The organism is Caballeronia sp. LZ003 (assembly GCF_031451465.1).
In the GTDB taxonomy this organism is placed as follows: domain Bacteria; phylum Pseudomonadota; class Gammaproteobacteria; order Burkholderiales; family Burkholderiaceae; genus Caballeronia.
Map to the genome: position 1 here is coordinate 1,270,476 of NZ_JARUXJ010000004.1, position 21,288 is coordinate 1,291,763.

Genomic DNA, 21,288 nt, shown 5'->3' on the forward strand with positions numbered 1-21,288 from the left:
GGGGCGCTCAACCAATGTTGCGCGCCCCTTTTGTTTTGTAGCGAATCGATTTAAACCCGCGACTCAAACCCGCGCTTCAAACCCGCATGACCTGTCCGTTTGGTTCGATCTTGCGCGGAATCACCGGTTCTGCCGGCTTGCGCGATGACGATGACGCCGACGGCCTGCTTGGTACCGCCGCAGCGCCCGCCGATTCGACCGTGCCTTTATCCGCCACCTGCTTGACGGCCGTGGCGCCTTTGCGTTTCTTCTTCGCCGTGCTCTGCGCGGTGTTCTGCGTCGGCACACGCGCCTTGTTTTTGGACTTCGTGGTCTGGACCTCGGGCGGATTCCAGACTTCCGTGTAACGCTCGGCAGCAATAGCCGTGGATGAACCGAGCAAGACAGCGATGGTAAGCAATGCGAGCTTCAAGAGGTCCGCTCCGTGAATTAGTGATCCGCTCTGCGCGAGAGGATGGCGTCGAGCGACCGCTCGGAAGTGTCCAGTTCCAGCAGCGCGGCGTCCAGTCGGTCGAGCGCGCGGGCGGCGAACTGGCCGTCTTGTTGGTCGTCCGGTTCGACGCGCGTGGCGTCGAAAGCCGCGTTGACGGCGCGTGTCGCGCGCATGAAACGTTCGAGCGCGGCGGCTTCGAGCGACTCGTTGCGTGGGTTCATCGGCAAACTCCTTGTTGCGGACAAGCTGTACGAATATACAGTAACGCGGCGGGATGCAAAACACTCCGCACACGGCGTGGCAAAAATGCCAAACATCGCTTGACCGCCGCGCGACCGCCGTTTCTCACGTTTGAAGGCGGCATTTCGCCGCGTGCATGTCGACAAGCATTCGCGTTAAGCCGCGCTTAATTTTTGACGCACAAACTCCAATCGCGCCCGACCCAGCGCCGCCTTCAACCGTTAGGCGACGAGCCGATCAGATGAGGAATGTGCCATGCCCGCCAATACCGCCGCGCGTCAGTTATTTGCCAACATTGCATCGACGATGCGCAAGCAGTCCGCGCTCAAGCTTCAGGAATGCCGCCTGTCGGAGCCGGTCGAACCGCCGTGGGGAACGGCGTATCGGACGATCGAATGGTCGCTGAAAAGCGATCCGCGCGTGCAGCGACGGGTGGTTCCGGCCGACTGCACCGCCTCCGAATTGGCTGAAACACTACGGTCGCACGTGCCCGGCCGGTGCTACGGTCCATCGGACGAAGACTAAAAGCGCCTTGTACTAATCCATAAATGGACTATTATGAGTCTCAAGTTCCTTTAGAGACTCAAAGATAATGCCATCTGCTGCACGCATCGCCTCGCCGGAGAGTGGGCTTCCGCCGCCGCGTCTGGCTCCCGGCTTGGGCGAGCTATCCGCTGCCGGTCTGCGCGCTTTTTTGAACATCGCGCGGGACTGGTCGCTATCCATCGAAGAGCAGATCGTTTTGCTCGGCTCGCCGGGCCGCTCGACCTTCTTCAAATGGAAGAATGCGCCCGACTCGGCGCGGCTCACGCGCGACACACTCGAACGCCTTTCGCTGATTCTCGGCATCTACAAGGCGCTGCAGATTCTGCTTCCTGAGCCGGCCGCCGCCGATACCTGGATCAAACGCCCCAATACCGCGCCGCCGTTCGGCGGCAGACCTGCGCTTGCTCGCATGCTGGCGGGCAATATCAGCGACCTTCTGGCGGTTCGGCAGTATCTGGATGCAATGCGAGGCGGATGGGCGTGATCGAAAACAAGGATGTGATTCAAGCCGCGGACTGGCGCACACGCTGGCCGCACGGCCAACTGGACTGGTCGCCGGCATATCGGGTAATTCCCACGCGGTTTCCCGCCGTCAATCTGTTCGATCGCGTCGCGCGTCCGGAAGACTTCGAAGCGCTCTACGCGCTGGAAGCGATGACCAACGACCGCCTGCGTACCGAAGTCGGCGATCTCGATCTCGTTCCGCCCGACGAGCGCTGCTTCGGGCCGGGCTGCGGGCCGATCATGGCCGCGTTCACGCATCTGAACCCAAATGGCAGCCGTTTTTCCGACGGCAGCTACGGCGTGTTCTATTGCGGACGCGAACGGCAAACGGCTATCGCGGAGACGCGCTATCACTCGGGGCTATTTCTCGCAGCAACCAAGGAAGCGCCGCTTCGTCAGCAGATGCGCCTGTACACGGTGATCGCGCATGGCGAAGTGGTCGATCTGCGTGGAAATCGCATCGCGGAAGCGGGACTCGACGCGCGCATCCTCGATCCCGACGACTATGCGCCCGGCAAGGCGCTCGGACGCGCTATCCGGGCGGCGGGCGTGCCGGGCATTGCGTATCCGTCCGTGCGGGATACGCAGGGCGAATGTCTCGCCGCGCTGCACACCACGATGCTGCGCGACTGTCATCACGCGGCGTACCTGGAATACAACTGGAACGGCGAGACAGTCGACTATGTGTTCGAGTTGAATCAAGTGGGCTAGCGAATCAACTCATCGCCACGGCGGCCGGCGACCGCGTACGCGCGAGCTTCTTCGCGGCCGGCCGCGCCGCTTTCGGCCGAGTCTTGCGCGCCACGGTAGATACCGCTTGCGCCGCCGCACTCTTGCCGCTCGCCTTCAAACCGCCGGCACGCGCCTTTTTGCTCGATTCGGCGAGAAGGTTGGTCAGCCGCGCATCGTTCGGAACGGTACCCTTGCGGTTTTTGCGCGCGGCTTCGCGGGCGCGACGCTTCGCATCTTTTTCGAGGAAGATGGCAAGCGCAGCTTCGTCGGTCTTGAGGCCATGGCGACGCGATGCCGGCATCGATTCCGCCAGTTCGCCCGCTTCGAACGCCTCGATCACCGCCGGATGCACATAGCACTTACGGCACACCGCCGGCGTATTGCGCAGCAGTTGCGACACTTCCTTGATGGTCCCGACGATGTGCTTGCGCGCCTCCGTCACCGTTTCCCATTGCAGCCGCCGCAGCGCCGCGAGCGCGAACACGCTGCCGGCCCACGTGCGATAGTCCTTCGCCGTGAAATCCGCGCCGGTGATCTCGCGCAGATAATCATTGATATCGGATGAACTCACCGCGTGGCGCTCGCCATCGGCATCGAGATATTGGAAAAGGTCTTGCCCCGGCAAATCCATGCAGCGCTTCACGATCTTGGCCACGCGCGCATCGCTGACGGAAACGTCGTGCTCGATCCCGCTCTTGCCGCGAAACCGGAAGCGCAGCGTCCCCGACGACACCTTCAAATGGCGCTTGAGCAGCGTTGTCAGTCCATACGACTGGTTTTCCCGCGCATATTCCTCGCTGCCAACGCGCACGAGCGTCGTATCGAGCAAGCGCACCACCGTCGCGAGCACCTTGTCGCGCGGCATGCCGTCGAGGGCAAGATCGCGCGTGACGCGGGCGCGCAGCTTAGGCAGCACCGCGCTGAACGCGAGCATGCGCTCGTATTTGGTGGCATCGCGCGTTTCGCGCCATTGCGGGTGATAGCGATATTGCTTGCGACCGCGCGCATCGCGGCCGGTGGCTTGCAAGTGGCCGTGCGCGTCCGGACAGATCCAGACATCGATGTAAGCGGGCGGAATGGCCAGTGCGTTGATGCGGCGGATTTCCGCTTCATCGTCGATACGCTTTCCCTGCGTGTTGAAGAAGGCGAATTTGCCGTCGATCCATTCGCGCGTGTAGCCGCGACGCGAATCGTCCACATACCGAAGTCCGGGCGGCAGATCTTCGGGACAGCCTTGCGCGCCGCTGCCCGTAAGCACTTCGGCGACGCTCGCGCCGCCGCCTGCTTCATTACTTTTCGCAATCCGCGCCACGTCTGCCTCGCTTGTCTGCTCATGTTGATGGCAGGCTATCGAGCAACGTGCGTGCCTCGGGCACGTGCGCGATCAGGGCAGCGCCAGCTCCCGCGCGCCTTCGGAGGCGGCCCAGCGCTCTTTGACCGACCAGCGTTCATCGGTGCCCGGCTGGACGATGGTCAACCGCCCTTCCGATGCGAACGCGCCGGTATCGATAAAGATCTGCGCGCCGACTTGCTTGACCACGCGCTGCGGCGTGTGTCCGCAGTACGTGGGCGAGAGTCCGCGCTGGCGCGCCGGGTCCACGCTACCGAGCGCCAGGCCGCGGCCCCAAAGCATGTCGGTACGCGCCTGGTCGGAGAAATCGGCGGTGTCGAGATCGGCGTCGCTGCCGAAAAATTCCGCGTGCAGCACGTTGAAGCGCCGCGCGCCGCTGCCGACTATTCGCACGAGCGGCAGCCTCGCCAAACGAATCGCGAGCGCTTCGAGCTGATCGTGCCCGAGCGTCTGCGCCCACGCCCCGCCAATGGCATACCACGCCTCGCGGCGCATGGTGCCGGTCGCGACCGCGATCAGCGATTCCTCGTGATTGCCCATCACCGGATAGAACCACGGCTTGTCGATCAGGTCGATGGCGGCGAGCGAATCCGTGCCGCGATCGATCAGATCGCCGACCGAGAACAGCCGGTCGCGGGCGCCGTCGAAGCCTATCTCGCGCAGGAGATAGCGCAGCGCGTCCACGCAGCCGTGCAGGTCGCCGACCACGAAATCGCGGCCAGTCTCGTTGGCTGGGTGCCGGCAAACGGCAGGTAAAGTAGGACCATTCATTCGAGCAATCTTAGCGTCAGTTAAACGGGGCGTGTGCGGCGTGGGTCGCTTTCATCACGCAAATGACGGTTGGAATACCGGTTCCCGGAATCTGCGTCACTCAAGGCTGGCTGAAAGGCGCATCGGCAATAATCGCTGCGAAAGTCGCCCGCGCTCACGCCAACGCAAAAAGACAATGATCATTCTCCCAACCGTTTTGCGCAACCGCCCGCGCGCCCTGATCGGCCTTCTGGTCGGCATATCGGTCAGCGCGCTGATTCCCCTCGACGTCACGCCGACCGTGCGCGTCCTGATTGGCTGGGACACGGCCGTGTGGCTTTATCTGCTGCTCATCTGGATACAGATGGCGACCGCGGACCAGAGTAACGTGCAGCAACTCGCCGAGCGCGAAGATGAAAACGCGGCCGCCGTGCTGATGATCGTGAGCGTCGCGGCGCTGGCGAGTCTGGTCGCCATCGTCGTGGAATTATCGGCGGCGAAAAGCATGGGCTCGCACGGGCTGCCGAAGTATTTGCTGACGGGCGCGACCATGCTCGGCGCGTGGTTTCTCATCCCGACGATGTTCACGCTGCACTATGCACGCCACTACTATCGCTCGACCGAAGGCGAACCCGCGCTCCGATTTCCCGACCGGCATCTGAAGCCGGACTACTGGGACTTGCTGTACTTCTCCTTCACCATTGCGGTGGCATCGCAGACTTCCGATGTCGTCGTCTGCTCGAAGAGCGCGCGCAAGACGGCGCTCGCGCAATCGGTGCTTTCGTTCTTCTTCAATCTCGCGGTGCTCGGCCTTTCGGTCAATATCGCGGCGAGCATGGTCGGCGGCTGAACGCATCCGCGCAACGCGACTGTCACACCTTCCAAATAAGCTGACCGTACGCCGCATGTAAAAACGCGGCGCGCGGCGCTGTCACTTTTACACGGCTCGAAATCCAGGGCTTCGGGCACCTTTAAGTCTGCTCATTCGCGACAAAGGCGGAAATGATCGTGGCGATACGCACACGTTTCGTGCGCGCATGGCACGGCGATTGCTGCACTGCGCCAGTGAATTAGATAGAAACCCTGATCAGCACCGCGAATGCGCGGCCCGGTATCCCGCTCTGGCATCGAAGAGCGCGAGGCCATCGCCACGCGACTTCCGCACTGGAGCCCACTTTGCCCTTGAACGTTCTGCTGGTCGCCTCCGAGGCCGTGCCACTCGCCAAAACCGGCGGTCTCGGCGACATGGTCAGCGCTTACGCCGCCGCGCTGCGTGAAGCCGGCGTCGATGCCACCATTCTCCTGCCCGCATATCCCAACGCTATCGCCCAGGCGACCGATCTCGTCCGCGTCGCGGTGCTCACAGGCTTGCCTGGTGGCGACGCGACGCTCATACGTGGCCGCATGCCCGACACCGGCGTGCCGGTTCTGATGCTGCGCTGCGACGCGCTCTATGCCCGCACGGGTCTGTATCAGGACGCGCAAGGCCGCGATTATCCTGACAACGCCGTACGCTTCGCGACGCTTTCGGCCGCCGCCGTGCGTATCGCGCAGGGTATCAAGGGCGTGAAAAAGCCCGATATCGTCCATGCGCACGACTGGCACACTGGCCTCACGCCGCTCTTGATGAAAGATGCGGGCGTGCACGCGAAAAGCGTATTCACGATCCACAATCTGGCATTCCAGGGCAATTACGCGCTCTCGCTTGGTGCGTCGCTCGGCGTGCCGCAAAAGTGGCTGGCAAATGCGTTGACCGATCCGCAAAGCATCGAGTTCTATGGCGCGCTCAGTTTGATGAAAGCCGGCATCGTCCATAGCGACAAAGTGACGACCGTCAGCGAAACCTACGCGCGCGAAATTCTGACGCCGCGCTTCGGCCATCTGATGGAAGGCGTGCTGCAAAGCTGTAAGGACAAGCTGTCGGGCGTGGTGAACGGCATCGACGAAGAGACGTGGAATCCGGCTAGCGATCCGCTGATCGAGCGCAACTATTCCTTCGACGATATGCGCGGCAAGCACGCTTGCAAGCGGACCTTGCAGCGCATGTTCGGCCTGCCGGTTGATCCGTTCGCGCCGCTGATGGCAATCGGCAGCCGCATGACCGGTCAAAAGCTCGCCGATGTCGTGCTCGACGCACTGCCGCGTCTGCTCGAAAAGCATCCGCGTCTGCAACTCGCGGTGATCGGCAAGGGCGAATCGCACATCGAGAAAGGTTTCAGGCGGCTTGCGCAAGAGTTTCCCGATCGCGTGGGCGTGCGGATCGGCTATGACGAGCGGCGCGCGCATGCACTGCACGCGGGCGCGGACATTCTCCTGCATGGCAGCCGCTTCGAGCCTTGCGGCCTCACGCAACTTTACGCGATGCGCTATGGCACTCTGCCCGTCGCGTCGCGCGTGGGCGGTCTGGCGGATACCATCGTCGACGCCGCCGAAGCCGCCGTGCGCGAAACCGTCTATCTGCGCGACGGCACATACGACACGCCGATCGCCATCGAGGAAACGTCGGCGGCGCCGACGGGCTTCCTCTTCGAAGGCGAATCCGCGGACGATGTCGTGCAGGCCGCGAGCCGCGCCATCGACGCCTACATGCGCCCGCAGACCTGGCGCGAACTTCAGCGCAACGCCATGTCGTGCGACTTCGGCTGGCGCGAAGCCGTGGCGAAGATGGTTGCACTCTATGTCGATCTCAGCGGCCTCAAGCCGAGCAAGACCGCCTTGCGTACCCGCCGTATTGCCGATGCCGCTTCGCAAGCCGCGCATCCGGCCATTCTCGAGACAGCCGAGCGCCTCGTCGCGCGCACTGCCTGAGCCCAAGCCTCGAAGCTATTGCACGGCAGCGTCGTCACGTCAGACGCAATGGCATTCGGGGCGCGGCACGCTACGTGCTCCAACCCCCCATGCGAAGCCCCGAAGGAAACTCTTGGGGGGCCGTGGCGCCCACCGGCGAGATGCACTCTCGCGCCGGTGCCTCGCGATACGCGACGCGGGCCAGTGTCGATACCGGCGGTACTGTGTTATCCATGTGTCGATACGTCTTGGCCCGTGACGCGTGCACAAACGACACGCGTCGTGATATATGGACCGACGCGTTGCCAGTTTGGCCCGTGAGCGTGATCGCGATTCAAAGCCCGCATCCCCGCCACCGCAGGACGACTCTGGAAAAGACGAACGATGGAAAACCATCAAGCTCATCATGCGTATGCGCCTCGTATCTACTTCATCGATCCCCTTCTCGTCGGCCCCTTGCCGAACTGGCCAGCTCAGTTCGAGCACGCAGCGGCGCTGGGCTTCGATCACGTCCTGATCGGCTCGCCGTTCGCGCCCGGAAGCAACGGGCATCGCGAGGCAGTTGCCGATCATCATCAACTTCACGCTGTTTTTGAATCCGACGCGAGCGCGGCGGAGGGTCTGCGCCAGCTCGCCGATATCGCCACGAAGCACAAGCTGACCTTGCTCGTCGATATCGTGATCGACCGCGTCAGTGCCGAAGGCGGTCTTTATCAGGACAACAAGCATTGGTTCGAGCCGTTCGAGAGCGCGGATGCGCGGCTCGATCCGCGTCGCGCGCCCAGTCAGCGCGATGTCGCGCAGGCAAGGTTCGGCGATGGCGAGGCGGCGCATCATCTGACCGAGTGGTGGGCGAAGGAATTGTGTCTGCTCGCGGACGCGGGCGTTGGCGGCTTTCGCTTCGACTCGCCGCATGCGGTGCCCGCGCACGTGTGGCGGCGTCTGGGCGCGGCAGTGCGCGAGAAACATCCGCAAACCCGTTGGCTCGCATGGACGGTCGGCCTCACGCGTCACGATCTGCATGGACTGAGCGACGCCGGCTTCGACGCGGTCTTCGCCTCCACGCGCTGGTGGGACTATCGCAGCGCGTGGCTCACGGACGAACATGCGGCGCTCGCGCGCATTGCATCGCCGATCACGTTTCCGGAAGAGCCGTACGGCGCGCGTCTCATCAGCGAATTGAGCGATACCAGCGATACCGCGCTCGTCGAACGCGCCTATAACCGCTCGCTCTTTACCGCAACCGCGCTCGGTACCGGTCTGCTCGTGCCGATGGGCTTCGAATACGGTGTGCCCTTGCCGATGTCGCCGCAATACGGCGTCGCGGCGGAATATCAGCGCGCGAAAAGCGAAGCGCGCTTCGACCTGTCGAGTCAGGTCAAGCGCGCGAACGCATTGCAGCGCGATACCGGCACGCTCGAAAGCGTCGGCGAATTGCGCGCGCTGACCGGCGCGGGCACGCCCTACGCCGCGTTGATTCGCTCCGACAGCGCGGACTTGCGCCGCAGCGATTCGGCGATTCTCGCGATCTTCAATCCCGATCTCGTCGCGCCGGTGCATGTCGATACCCTGCATCTGCTCGAATCGGTGCCGGGCAATTACACGCGTTTCGCGCCGCTCGACGACGCCAAGGCGAAGCCCGAACGTCTCTTGCCGTTCACCCTGAAAGCGGGCGATGTACGCTTGTTCCGCGCCGAAGCCGAGCCTTTCATCCTGCTCGCGCAGCCGCAGGTCAAGCGAGGCGCGAAGAGCGCCGATAAAAAGTCGGTGGCCGAAGCGATCTCCGCGCCGCGGGTGTCTATCGAAAGCGTCACGCCTTCGGTCGATAACGGGCGCTTTCCGGCAAAGCGTATCGTGGGCGAAGCCGTGCAGATTCAGGCCGCGATCTTCGCCGAAGGTCACGACAAGATCGCCGCCGCCGTGCAATGGCGTGCCGCCGACGAAACCGAATGGCACGAAGCGCCGATGACCGCCGTGCTTCCGCTCGGCAACGACTTGTGGACCACGCGCATTCCGCTCGAACGCGTGGGCCGTCACGAATTCGTCGTGATGGCATGGCGCGACGATTTCGCCTCGCTCACCGACCACATGTCGAAGAAGCTGAAGGCCGGGCAAACCGTCGAACTCGAACTAGAGGAAGTGCGGCATCTGTTCGCGCTGATCCTCGCCGAAGTGAAGACGGTCGAGGAGTCGGATAGCGCGCCGCTGGAGAAGATCGTCAAGGAGTTCGCCAAGGCCGATGCCGCGCGCAAGCTCGAACTTGCGCTCGCGCCCGCAACCGCCAAGGCCATCGCGGCGGCGCGCCACCGGCCGTTTCTGTCGCGCGACCCGGTGGTGTATCGCATCGACTCGGAGCGCGCGGCGGCCCGCTTCGCAAGTTGGTACGAGATCTTCCCGCGTTCGATGAGCGACGACGTGAATCGTCACGGCACGTTCATCGACGTGATCGGCAAGATGCCGCGCATCCGCGAGATGGGTTTCGACGTGCTCTATTTTCCGCCGATTCATCCTATCGGCATTGCCAACCGCAAGGGCAAGAACAATTCGCTGACGGCCGAGCCGGGCGATGTCGGCAGCCCTTACGCTATCGGCGGCAAGGAAGGCGGACACACGGCGGTGCATCCGGAACTGGGCAATCTCGACGACTTCAAGCGCATGCTCGACGCCGCGCATGAACACGGCCTCGAGATCGCGCTCGACTTCGCCGTGCAATGCTCGCCGGATCACCCGTGGCTGAAGGAGCATCCGACGTGGTTCGCATGGCGTCCGGACGGCACGCTGCGTTATGCGGAGAATCCGCCTAAGAAGTATCAGGACATCGTGAATCCGGACTTTTATGCGCAGGACGCCAAGCCCGATCTTTGGCTTGGGCTGCGCGACGTGTTCCTGCACTGGATTGCGGCGGGCGTGCGCATTTTCCGGATCGATAACCCGCATACCAAGCCGTTCCCATTCTGGGAATGGGTGATCGGCGACGTGCGTGCGCGTCACCCCGACGTGATCTTCCTCGCCGAAGCCTTCACGCGTCCGCGCGTGATGAACCGTCTGGCGAAGCTCGGCTTCTCGCAGTCGTACACGTACTTCACGTGGCGCGAGTCGAAGCGCGATTTCATCGAGTACATGCACGATCTCACGCAGACCGATGCAAAGGAATTTTTCCGGCCGAATTTCTTCGTCAACACGCCGGACATCAACCCACGCTTCTTGCAGAGCTCGGGACGTCCGGGCTTCGTGATCCGCGCGGCGCTGGCGGCAACGCTCTCCGGGCTCTGGGGCGTGTATAGCGGCTTCGAACTGTGCGAGGCAGCCGCGCTGCCGAACAGCGAGGAATATCTCGACTCCGAGAAGTATCAGCTGCGCGCGTGGGACTGGAACCGGCCCGGCAATATCGTCACCGAAGTGACGGCGCTCAATCGCATCCGCCGCGCGAATCCAGCGTTGCAGACGCATCTCGGCGTGAACTTCCTGCCCGCGCATAACGACAAGATCCTGTTCTTCGAAAAGGCGAACGAGTCGCGCGACAACGTGGTGCTCGTCGCGATCAACCTCGATCCGTTCAACGAACAGGGCGCGGATATCGAACTGCCGTGGCAGACGCTCGAACGCTGGGGCGTCAACGAATGGGATGCGATCGCCGTGGAGGATCAAGTCACGGGCGATCGGTTCGAATGGCGCGGACGGCGCCAGCATGTGCGGCTCAATCCGCATTCGCTGCCGTTCGCGATCTGGCGCATTTCGCCGACCTGGGGACTGCCCAAGCCGCAACCGAACGAATAAAGATGCACTCATCCGGCGACCTACGAGACGCCGCGAACCAAAAACAAGGGCGGCAGCAAGCCCGCAAAGCGCATGGAGCAAACCGTGGATACAAGGGTGAAGCGCAACAAGACTTCGCAAGTCAGCGACGATCCGCTCTGGTACAAGGACGCGATCATTTATCAGGTTCACATCAAGTCGTTCTTCGATGCGAACAACGACGGCATCGGCGATTTTCCCGGCCTGCTCGCGAAGCTCGATTACATCGCGGAACTTGGCGTCGATGCGATCTGGCTGCTGCCGTTCTATCCGTCGCCACGCCGCGACGATGGCTATGACATCGCCGACTATCGCAACGTGCATCCGGACTACGGCACGCTCGGCGATGTCCGCCGCTTCATTCAGGAAGCGCACGCGCGCGGCATTCGCGTGATCACCGAACTCGTCATCAATCACACTTCGGACCAGCATCCTTGGTTTCAGCGCGCGCGTCGTGCGAAGCCGGGATCGAACCATCGCAACTACTACGTCTGGTCCGATACGGACAAGAAGTACGAAGAGACGCGCATCATCTTCATCGACTCGGAGCCGTCCAACTGGACGCACGATCCGGTCGCGGGTCAGTACTACTGGCACCGCTTCTATTCGCACCAGCCCGATCTGAACTTCGACAACCCGGCGGTCATCAAGGAAGTGCTGAGCGTGATGCGCTTCTGGTTGGACATGGGCATCGACGGGTTGCGGCTGGACGCGGTGCCGTATCTCGTCGAACGCGAGGGCACGAACAACGAGAATCTGCCCGAGACGCACCAGATCCTGAAGAAGATTCGCGCGACCATCGACGCGGAGTACCCGAACCGCATGCTGCTCGCGGAAGCGAACCAGTGGCCGGAAGACGTGAAGGAATACTTCGGCGATGAAGACGAATGCCACATGGCGTTCCACTTCCCGCTGATGCCGCGCATCTACATGTCGATTGCGAGCGAAGACCGCTTCCCGATCACCGACATCATGCGGCAGACGCCGGACCTGGGCGTGACGAATCAGTGGGCGATCTTTCTGCGCAACCACGACGAACTCACGCTCGAAATGGTCACGGACTCCGAGCGCGACTACTTGTGGAACACTTATGCAAGCGACCGCCGCGCGCGTCTGAACCTCGGCATTCGACGCCGGCTCGCGCCGCTGATGGAGCGCGACCGCCGCCGTATCGAGCTGATCAATTCGCTGCTGCTGTCGATGCCGGGCACGCCCGTGATCTATTACGGCGACGAACTCGGCATGGGCGACAACATCCACCTCGGCGACCGCGATGGCGTACGTACGCCGATGCAATGGTCGTCCGACCGCAACGGCGGATTCTCGCGCGCCGACCCAGAACAACTCGTGCTGCCGCCGGTGATGGGTTCGCTGTATGGCTACGACGCGGTGAACGTGGAATCGCAAAGCCGCGATCCGCATTCGCTTTTGAACTGGACGCGCAAGATGCTGGCCGTGCGCCGCTCGAAGCACGCGTTCGGCCGCGGCACGATCCGCTTTCTGCGGCCGAATAATCGCAAGATCCTGGCGTATTTGCGCGAGCTCGAAGGCGAGCCGCCGATTCTCTGTGTGGCCAATCTGTCGCGCGCGCCGCAAGCGGTGGAACTGGATCTGTCGGAATTCGCCGGCTCCGTGCCGCTGGAAATGACGGCGGACTCGCCGTTCCCGGCCATCGGTCAGTTGACGTATCTGCTGACTTTCCCGCCCTACGGCTTCCTGTGGTTCCAGCTTTGCCCGGGCAACATGCGTCCGGCCTGGTCGCAAGCGCCTTCGGAGCAACTGCCCGAATTCGTCACGATGGTGATTCGCGCCGGTCAAACCGGTCCGACGCCGGAAAATGTGCGTCTGCTCGAATCGGAAGTGCTGCCTTCGTATTTGAGCAAGCGCCGCTGGTTTGCGTCGAAGGATCAGAAGCTGCATGCGGTTCGTCTCGCCGCGCTCACGACGATCGAAGGCGCGGGCTTTGCGTTCACGGAAATCGAAGCCGATGTCGGCGATCACACCGAGCGCTACGTGCTGCCGCTTTCCATTGCGTGGGGCACGGAAACGACCTCGCCGCTTTATATGCAACTCGCGCTGGCGCGAGCGCGGCGGAATCGCGTGATCGGACATATCACCGATGCCTTCGCTGTGCCGAACTTCACCTACGGCATATTGCGCAAACTGAAGGAACGCGCGGTCGTGCCGACGGTGCAGAAAAGCGAGATCCGCTTCATTCCGACCGAAAGGCTCGATGCACTCGACTTCAATCCGGTCGAGCCGCCGGAAATCCGCTGGCTCGCCGCCGAGCAGAGCAATAGCTCGCTCGTGATCGGCGACACAGTGGTGCTGAAACTGGTGCGGCGCGTGGTTGGCGGCATTCACCCGGAAGCGGAGATGAGCCGTTATCTGACCAAGCTCGGCTACGCGAACACCGGCCCGCTGTATGGCGAAGTGGTGCGTGTCGATCCGCAAGGCGTGCCGCACACGCTCGTCATTCTGCAAGGCTTCATCGACAATCAGGGCGATGCGTGGAACTATGCGCTCGACTATCTGCGCCGCACGGTGGATGAACTCGCGGTCACGTTCGACTCCGAAGAGCACACGCCCGAGCGCGACGCGCAGGAGCAAGGCTTTATCGGCTACGGCAACATTGCGGGCATCATCGGCAAGCGGCTCGGCGAACTGCATGTGGCGCTTGCCTCGCCAACCGACGACGAAGCGTTCGCACCGCGCCGCGCCACGCCGGAAGACGTTCAGGGCTGGCTGAAAGGCACGTTGCAACTGCTGGAAACGGCGCTCGACATCCTCGCGCAGAAGATCGGCGATTTCAGCGAGCACGACCGCTTCCTCGCGCAGAGTCTGCTCGATCGCCGTGACATGCTGGTGGATGCAGTGAAGAAGCTCGTCTCGGACAATGCCGATGCGTTGTGCATCCGCATTCACGGTGACTTCCATCTGGGTCAGGTGCTGATGGCTCAGGGCGATGCGTATCTCATCGACTTCGAAGGCGAGCCCGCGCGTCCGCTCGAGGAACGCCGCAACAAGACGAGCCCGCTGCGCGATGTCGCCGGTCTCTTGCGCTCGCTTTCGTATGCGAGCGCCGCCGCGCAACCGACGACGGAAAATGCGCCCGCGCAAACCGCCGACCGCAAGCGCGCGCTGTTCGAGCGCCTGCGTGCGTTCGCCGAGGAAAGCTTCTTGCGCGAGTACGTGGCAGCAATTGCGGAATCGCCCGAGCCGATCGCCGGCGAAAGCGTCTTCCCGGCCCTGCTCGATCTCTTCCTGATCGAAAAGGCCGCCTACGAAATCCGCTACGAAGCAGCGAACCGGCCGACCTGGATCGGCCTTCCGTTGCGGGGCCTCGCGTCGCTCGCGAGCCGCCTGCTTGGCGACACGGGCGTTCCGCCCGCGCCCGGCACGCGACCCGTGTTCAACGCCACCAAGGACAATCCGGATGGAACCCACCATGAATAATCGTAGCGATCCAGGAGCGGATACCCGAAACCCGGCGCACGGCCTCAGTCCGCTCGACATCGACGCCATCGTCGAGGCGCGCCATCCCGATTCGTTCTCGGTCCTCGGCATGCATCAGACCGACCTCGGGCATGTGGTGCGTGTGTTCCTGCCGAACGCGGCGGGCGCAAATGTCGTCGATCCCGCGAGCGGCGAAGTGCTCGGCCATCTCGCGCGCATTCACGATTCAGGTCTGTTCGCGGGCTTCGTGGAGCGGCCGGCGGCGTATCGTCTGCAAATCGACTGGCATGGCACGCCGCAGGAAACGCACGATACGTATTCCTTCGGCCCCGTTCTCTCCGATGACTGGCTCAACCGCCTTTCGGCCGCCGACCCTTACGCGGTGCTCGAATGCATGGGCTCGCGTCCGGTCACGCATGGCGGCGTGGCGGGCGCGCGCTTCGCGGTCTGGGCGCCGAATGCGCGGCGTGTCTCGGTGGTCGGTGACTTCAACACGTGGGACGGCCGCCGTCATCCAATGCGCCTGCGTCACAACGCGGGTGTGTGGGAACTGTTCGTGCCGGGCATCGGCGCGGGCACGCGCTACAAGTACGAGATCGTCACGCGCGACGGCCATACGCTGCCGCTGAAAGCCGACCCGTGCGCGATGCAGAGCGAGAAGCCGCCATCGACGGCATCGGTGGTGGCGGACGCGGATGCCATCGACCATTACGCATGGACCGACGCTGAATGGATGGAGACTCGCGGGAGCCGTCAGACGGCGCAATCGCCGATCACCATTTACGAAGCGCACGCCGAGTCGTGGCTGCGCGTACCCGAAGATGCGAATCGCGGCATGAACTGGCACGAGCTTGCCGAGCGCCTGATTCCGTACGCGAAGGGCATGGGCTTCACGCACCTCGAATTCATGCCGATTGCCGAGCATCCGTTCGGCGGATCGTGGGGTTATCAGCCGCTTGGCCAGTTTGCGCCGTCCGCGCGCTTCGGCACGCCGGAGCAGTTCGCGGAGTTCGTGAATCGCGCGCACGAGGCGGGGCTGGGCGTGATCATCGACTGGGTGCCGGCGCATTTTCCGAACGACGCGCACGGCCTCGTGCAGTTCGACGGCACGCCGCTTTACGAGCACGCCGATCCGCGCGAGGGCTATCACCAAGACTGGAACACGATGATCTACAACCTCGGCCGCAACGAGGTGAGCGCGTTCCTGCTCGCGTCGGGGCTTGCGTGGTTGAAGCGCTATCACGTCGATGGCTTGCGGGTCGATGCCGTGGCGTCGATGCTGTATCGCGACTATTCGCGCAAGGCGGGCGAATGGGTGCCGAACATGTACGGCGGGCGCGAGAATCTCGAATCGATCCAGTTCTTGAAGCGTCTGAACCATGAAGTGCGGTATATCCCGCACACGCCGGGCGCGATCACGATCGCCGAGGAATCGACGGCTTGGCCGGGCGTGACGGCGAGCGTCGAGAGCGGCGGTCTCGGGTTCGACTTCAAGTGGAACATGGGCTGGATGCACGACTCCCTGCACTACATGGAGGAAGATCCGGTGTATCGGCAGTATCACCATCACCTCTATACGTTCGGGATGGTCTATGCGTATTCCGAGCGCTTCGTGCTGCCTCTTTCGCACGATGAAGTGGTGCATGGCAAGGGGTCGCTCATCGGCAAGATGCCGGGCGATTTATGGCAGAAGTTCGCGAATTTGCGCGCTTACTTCGGCTTCATGTGGACGCACCCGGGCAAGAAGCTGCTGTTCATGGGCGGCGAGTTCGGGCAGTTTGCCGAGTTCAACCACGACGCGACGCCGCATTGGCACTTGCTCGACGATCCCTATCACGGCGGCGTGCAGAAGCTCGTGCGCGATTTGAACCTGCTGTATGTCGGCGAAGCGGCGTTGCATAAGCTGGATTGCGATCCGCGCGGCTTCGAGTGGATCGTCGGCGACGACAGCGGCAATAGCGTGTTTGCTTATCGGCGGACGGATGCCGAAGGGCGCGAACTCGTGGTCGTCTGCAATATGACGCCCGTGCCGCGCCAGGGGTATCGCATCGGCTTGCCGCGTGGCGGGCGATGGAGCGAGGTGCTCAATTCCGACGCCGGGATTTATGGCGGGTCCAATATGGGCAATGGCGGGGTCATTCATGCGGATGATTACCCTTCGCACGGAAAGGAGCAGTCAGCCGCGTTGACGTTGCCACCTTTGGCTACCATTGTTTTGCGGGCCGATTGAGGGTTCTTTCCGGGCGTTGCGGAAGGAGGCGCGCTGGTTTGTTCGTGTCTTCTTCCGCCTAGGCGTTTATGGGGCCTTGCTGGCGGTTTCTTTTTTCTTGAGCGTTCGGGAAAGTCGAGCCGCTGGCTTGCGTTTTTGTTCGGTAACCGTCTCCCCGGCGGCTACTGAGAACGCTGCAAGCTAACGGCTCAATTTCAACGACTCATCAGCACGGGCAAGAAACAACCCTTCAGAGAACCAGAACCCACCAGCCCGGCAAGGGCAAAAACCCCGACCAAATGGCAAACGCACTCCCCGAAAAACTTCTCCCCGGCGCATCCTACCCGCTGGGAGCAAACTGGGACGGCTTGGGCGTCAACTTCGCGGTGTTCTCATCGAATGCGCACCGCATCGAGGTGTGTCTCTTCGACAGCACGGGCCGCAAGGAACTGATGCGCTTCGATCTGCCGGAATGCACCGACGAAGTGTGGCACGGCTATCTGCCCGGCGCGCATCCGGGCACGGTGTACGGCTTTCGCGCTCATGGCCCCTATCAGCCGCAACATGGTCATCGCTTCAATCCGCACAAGCTGTTGCTCGATCCCTACGCGAAGAAACTCGTCGGCCCGTGGCGATGGTCCGACGCGCTCTTCGGCTATCGCGTGCATTCCAATCGCCTCGACATGTCGATGGATCGCCGCGACTCCGCTCCGGCAATGCCCAAATGCATCGTCACCGACGACGCCTTCGACTGGTCGCGCGACAATCGCCCGAACACGCCGTGGGGCGAAACCATCATCTATGAAACGCACGTGCGCGGCGCCTCGATGCTGCGCGACGATATCCGTCAGCACGAACGCGGTTCATTCGCCGCGCTCTCGTCGCCGTGGTTCATCGAGCATCTGCAAAAGCTCGGCATCACCGCCGTCGAATTCCTGCCCGTGCACGCGTTTCTCAACGACCGCTTTCTCGTCGAACGCGGTCTCAAAAACTACTGGGGCTACAACACGGCGGCGTTCTTCGCGCCCGAGCCTTCGTATCTTTCGACGCATCGGCTGAACGAGATGCGTATCGCCGTGCGGCAACTGCATGCGGCGGGCATCGAAGTGATTCTCGACGTGGTCTACAACCACACCTGCGAAGGCAGCGAACTGGGGCCCACGGTGTCATGGCGCGGGCTCGACAATGCAAGCTACTACCGTCTGATTCCCGGCGACGAGCGGCATTACATCAACGAAACCGGTTGCGGCAATACCGTGAACCTGTCGCATCCGCGTGTCCTGCAAATGGTCATGGACTCGCTGCGCTACTGGTGCACGGCGTTCAATATCGACGGCTTCCGTTTCGATCTCGGCGTGACGCTGGGCCGCGAAGGGCACGGTTTCGATCCCGGCTCGGGCTTCTTCGACGCCATTCGCCAGGACCCGATTCTCTCGACGCGAAAGCTCATTTCCGAGCCGTGGGACATTGGGCCGGACGGCTACCAGGTCGGCAATCATCCGCCCGGTTTCGCGGAGTGGAACGACAAGTACCGCGACGGCGTGCGGCGCTTCTGGCGCGGCGATTCGGGCATGCGCCCCGACCTCGCCGCGCGGCTCACCGGCTCGGCCGAGCTTTTCAACCGGCGTTTCCGGAAGCCATGGGCATCGGTGAATTTCGTGGCATCGCACGATGGCTTCACGCTCGCCGACGTTACCGCCTATTCGGAAAAGCACAACGAGATGAATCAGGAGGGAAACCGCGACGGGCACAATGAAAACTGCAGCGCGAACTGGGGCGTGGAAGGCCCGAGCGACGATCCCGCGATCCGCACCGTTCGCAATCGCCTCGCGCGCTCGATGATCGCGACCACGCTTCTGTCGCTCGGCACGCCGATGCTGCTGGGCGGCGACGAATTCCTGCGTACGCAGAACGGCAACAACAACGCTTATTGCCAGGACAACGACATTTCCTGGACCGACTGGGCCGCGGCGCATAGTCCCGAAGGCCGCGAGATGACGGAGTTCGTCGCAAGCGTCGCCGCGCTGCGCAAAAAGTACCCGGTTCTGCGGGAAACGCGCTTTCTCTACGGCGACCGCGAAGTGCTGCCCGGTCTTTACGATGTGAGCTGGTTCGACGAACGCGGCGTCGCGCTCGCCATTGAGGCATGGCAGGACCCTGAGGGCCGCGCGCTGACCTTGCGCCGGGCGGGGCCGGGACTCGACGGCGAGATCGACGTGATCCTGCTCCTCATCAATGGCTCGGGGCAGAACCTCGTCTTCACGCCGCCTCCGCCTCACTTGGAATGGAACGTGCTCCTGGATAGCGCTGAGCCCGACGCCATCCAGCGGCCGCTCGTCGGCAGCGAACTGGAGGTCGCGGCGCACAGTATCGTCGTGCTGCTCGCGCAACCGACCGGCGACGCCGACTGGCAGGCGGTCTGGATGGCGGGCGCACATCAGGGTCCGCGTCTTCTGACCGCGCTGCCTCCCGATCCGGGCACCCTTCCGGCAAATCGACCGCCGGGCATCGATTCGGCTCAATGAGGCGATTCACCACGGCTCGCGCGGCGCACAGAAAAGTGGCATATCCCGCAGTACACCAGGCTCGAAATCATGTCCGAACGTCCGATTGATCCGCACAAGCATCACCACGCGCATTGCCTTCCCTTCGGCGCGCATCTGACCGGCGCGGCGCGCGAAGCACCGCGCACGCGTTACCGTTTCTGGGCGCCGTCGCGCGACCGCGTGCAACTGGAGTTGCAGCGCGATGGCGATGCCGCGCCCGCGCTCATCGACATGCAGCCGGCCGGTGACGGCTGGTTCGAAGTCGAAGCCGATGGCGGCGCGGGCACGCTGTATCGCTATCGTCTGGATGCCGATCTCGCGGTGCCCGACCCGGCATCGCGCTATCAGCCGGAAGACGTGAACGGCCCGAGCGCCGTGGTCGATCCGCGCGCGTATCGCTGGATCAATACCGACTGGCATGGCCGGCCGTGGGAAGAAACCGTGCTGTATGAAGTGCACGTCGGCGCGATGGGCGGCTATGCGGGCGTCATCGCGCGTCTGGACGAGTTGGCGCAACTCGGCGTCACGGCTATCGAACTCATGCCGCTGAACGACTTCTCCGGCACGCGCAACTGGGGTTACGACGGCGTGCTGCCCTACGCCCCGGATTCGGCCTACGGTCACCCCGATGAACTGAAGAAGCTCATCGACATTGCGCACGGTCTCGGCCTCATGGTGTTCCTCGACGTGGTCTATAACCACTTCGGCCCGGACGGCAACTATCTGCATGCATATGCGAAAACCTTCTTCCGCGAAGGCGTGGATACGCCCTGGGGTCCCGCGATCGATTTCGAGCGTCCGCAAGTGCGCGACTTCTTCTTCGATAACGCGCTGTACTGGCTCAACGAATATCGCTTCGATGGCTTGCGTCTGGACGCCGTGCACGCCATCAACGACGACGAATGGCTGCGCGAATTCGCGGACCGCGTGCGCAGTTCCGTGGAAACGGGCCGTCATGTTCACCTCGTGCTCGAGAACGAACACAACACGGCCAATCTGCTGGAGTCGCACTTCAACGCGCAATGGAACGACGACGCGCACAACACGCTGCACGTGCTTCTGACCGGCGAGGACGAGAGCTACTACGGCGCGTATGTCGACAAGCCCACGGATAAGCTCGCACGCGTCTTGAGCGAAGGCTTCGTGTATCAGGGCGATCCATCGCCGATTCACGACGGCAAGCCACGCGGCGAGAAGAGTTCGCATCTTCCGCCCACTGCGTTCGTGATGTTCCTGCAGAATCACGATCAGGTCGGCAACCGCGCGATGGGCGAACGCCTGCGCTCGCTCACCGACGACGCATCGCTCTACGCGGCGACCGGACTTTTGCTGCTGTCGCCGCAGATTCCGCTTCTGTTCATGGAAGAGCAATACGGTTCGAAGCAGCCGTTCCTCTTTTTCACGGACTATCACGACGAACTCGCCGATGCCGTGCGCGAAGGCCGCCGCAAGGAATTCGCGAAGTTCTCCGCATTCACCGACGAAAAGCGCCGCGCGCAGATTCCCGACCCGAACGACAAGCGCACGTTCGCGATGTCGTCGCCGAACGTCCAAGGCAAAGCGGACGAACTCGACCGCCTCGACTGGCTGCACTTCTACAAGTCGGCGCTGGCCGTGCGTGCGAAACTCATCGCGCCGCGTCTGAAGGGCTCGAAGTCGCTCGGCGCTCAAGTGCTTGGCGACAAGGCCGTTCTCGCAAGCTGGAAGCTCGGTGATGGCGAAACGCTCACCATCGCGCTCAATCTCGGGCAAGCGCCGGCCACGCTTGAAGAAGCGCCGAAGGGCAAGGTCATCTTCGAGACGCCGGCACGCGCGCAGGATGGCGCGAGCGCGGGCGAACTCGGCGGACGCAGCTTTATCGCGTGGCTCAGCGGCGATGTCAACGGCTTTGCCCATGCACAAGGAACCCGCACGTGAGCGCCACTGCAAGCACCACGGG

14 protein-coding genes are annotated in these 21,288 nt (G+C 63.0%); 10 read left to right on the top strand and 4 right to left on the bottom strand.

Features of this window, described 5'->3' with window-relative positions; translation table 11 throughout:
- Positions 1–76 precede the first annotated feature (76 nt).
- Entirely contained in the window at positions 77–412 is a 336-nt protein-coding gene (locus tag QCE79_RS29670) for a hypothetical protein (protein ID WP_250466505.1), read from the bottom strand.
- A 17-nt stretch (positions 413–429) separates the two neighbouring features.
- Positions 430–654, bottom strand: a complete 225-nt coding sequence (locus QCE79_RS29675) for a hypothetical protein (protein ID WP_250466504.1) — start codon at positions 652–654, stop codon at positions 430–432.
- Between the two features lie 274 nt (positions 655–928).
- Here QCE79_RS29675 and QCE79_RS29680 point away from each other — a divergent pair, with 274 nt between their 5' ends.
- From QCE79_RS29680 to QCE79_RS29690, 3 genes are all read left to right on the top strand, one after another.
- The gene (locus QCE79_RS29680) at positions 929–1,198 is read left to right on the top strand and encodes a DUF2866 domain-containing protein (RefSeq protein ID WP_309850047.1); all 270 of its coding nucleotides are present in this window, start codon (positions 929–931) and stop codon (positions 1,196–1,198) included.
- 67 nt (positions 1,199–1,265) lie between these two features.
- Positions 1,266–1,703: an MbcA/ParS/Xre antitoxin family protein gene (locus QCE79_RS29685; RefSeq protein ID WP_250466503.1), complete on the top strand. Its 438-nt coding sequence runs from the start codon at positions 1,266–1,268 to the stop codon at positions 1,701–1,703.
- On the top strand, positions 1,703–2,434 hold the full coding sequence (locus QCE79_RS29690) for an RES family NAD+ phosphorylase (protein WP_370652224.1): 732 nt from the start codon (positions 1,703–1,705) through the stop codon (positions 2,432–2,434). The genes QCE79_RS29685 and QCE79_RS29690 overlap by 1 nt, the downstream gene beginning before the upstream one ends.
- 4 nt (positions 2,435–2,438) lie before the next feature.
- Here QCE79_RS29690 and QCE79_RS29695 read toward each other — a convergent pair whose 3' ends face one another.
- A complete protein-coding gene (locus QCE79_RS29695; RefSeq protein ID WP_250466502.1) occupies positions 2,439–3,767 on the bottom strand; it encodes a DNA topoisomerase IB in 1,329 nt (442 codons plus the stop codon).
- Positions 3,768–3,839: 72 nt separating this feature from the next.
- Entirely contained in the window at positions 3,840–4,577 is a 738-nt protein-coding gene (locus QCE79_RS29700; RefSeq protein WP_250466501.1) for a metallophosphoesterase, read from the bottom strand.
- Between the two features lie 175 nt (positions 4,578–4,752).
- Here QCE79_RS29700 and QCE79_RS29705 point away from each other — a divergent pair, with 175 nt between their 5' ends.
- The 7 genes from QCE79_RS29705 to treZ all read left to right on the top strand — a co-directional run bounded on the left by QCE79_RS29705 (position 4,753) and on the right by treZ (position 21,266).
- Positions 4,753–5,406, top strand: a complete 654-nt coding sequence (locus tag QCE79_RS29705; RefSeq protein WP_244829153.1) for a DUF1345 domain-containing protein — start codon at positions 4,753–4,755, stop codon at positions 5,404–5,406.
- Between the two features lie 326 nt (positions 5,407–5,732).
- The gene (glgA, locus tag QCE79_RS29710; RefSeq protein WP_250509835.1) at positions 5,733–7,364 is read left to right on the top strand and encodes a glycogen synthase GlgA; all 1,632 of its coding nucleotides are present in this window, start codon (positions 5,733–5,735) and stop codon (positions 7,362–7,364) included.
- 363 nt (positions 7,365–7,727) lie between these two features.
- A complete protein-coding gene (locus QCE79_RS29715; RefSeq protein WP_250526547.1) occupies positions 7,728–11,120 on the top strand; it encodes a maltotransferase domain-containing protein in 3,393 nt (1,130 codons plus the stop codon).
- Positions 11,121–11,192: 72 nt separating this feature from the next.
- On the top strand, positions 11,193–14,594 hold the full coding sequence (gene treS / locus QCE79_RS29720; protein WP_250493120.1) for a maltose alpha-D-glucosyltransferase: 3,402 nt from the start codon (positions 11,193–11,195) through the stop codon (positions 14,592–14,594).
- Positions 14,587–16,824, top strand: coding sequence for a 1,4-alpha-glucan branching protein GlgB (gene glgB, locus QCE79_RS29725; RefSeq protein WP_309850055.1), 2,238 nt, complete (start codon positions 14,587–14,589; stop codon positions 16,822–16,824). The genes treS and glgB overlap by 8 nt, the downstream gene beginning before the upstream one ends.
- Positions 16,825–17,102: 278 nt before the next feature.
- Positions 17,103–19,328, top strand: a complete 2,226-nt coding sequence (gene glgX, locus QCE79_RS29730; RefSeq protein ID WP_309850058.1) for a glycogen debranching protein GlgX — start codon at positions 17,103–17,105, stop codon at positions 19,326–19,328.
- A 69-nt stretch (positions 19,329–19,397) separates the two neighbouring features.
- The gene (treZ, locus tag QCE79_RS29735; protein ID WP_309850061.1) at positions 19,398–21,266 is read left to right on the top strand and encodes a malto-oligosyltrehalose trehalohydrolase; all 1,869 of its coding nucleotides are present in this window, start codon (positions 19,398–19,400) and stop codon (positions 21,264–21,266) included.
- Positions 21,267–21,288 lie beyond the last annotated feature (22 nt).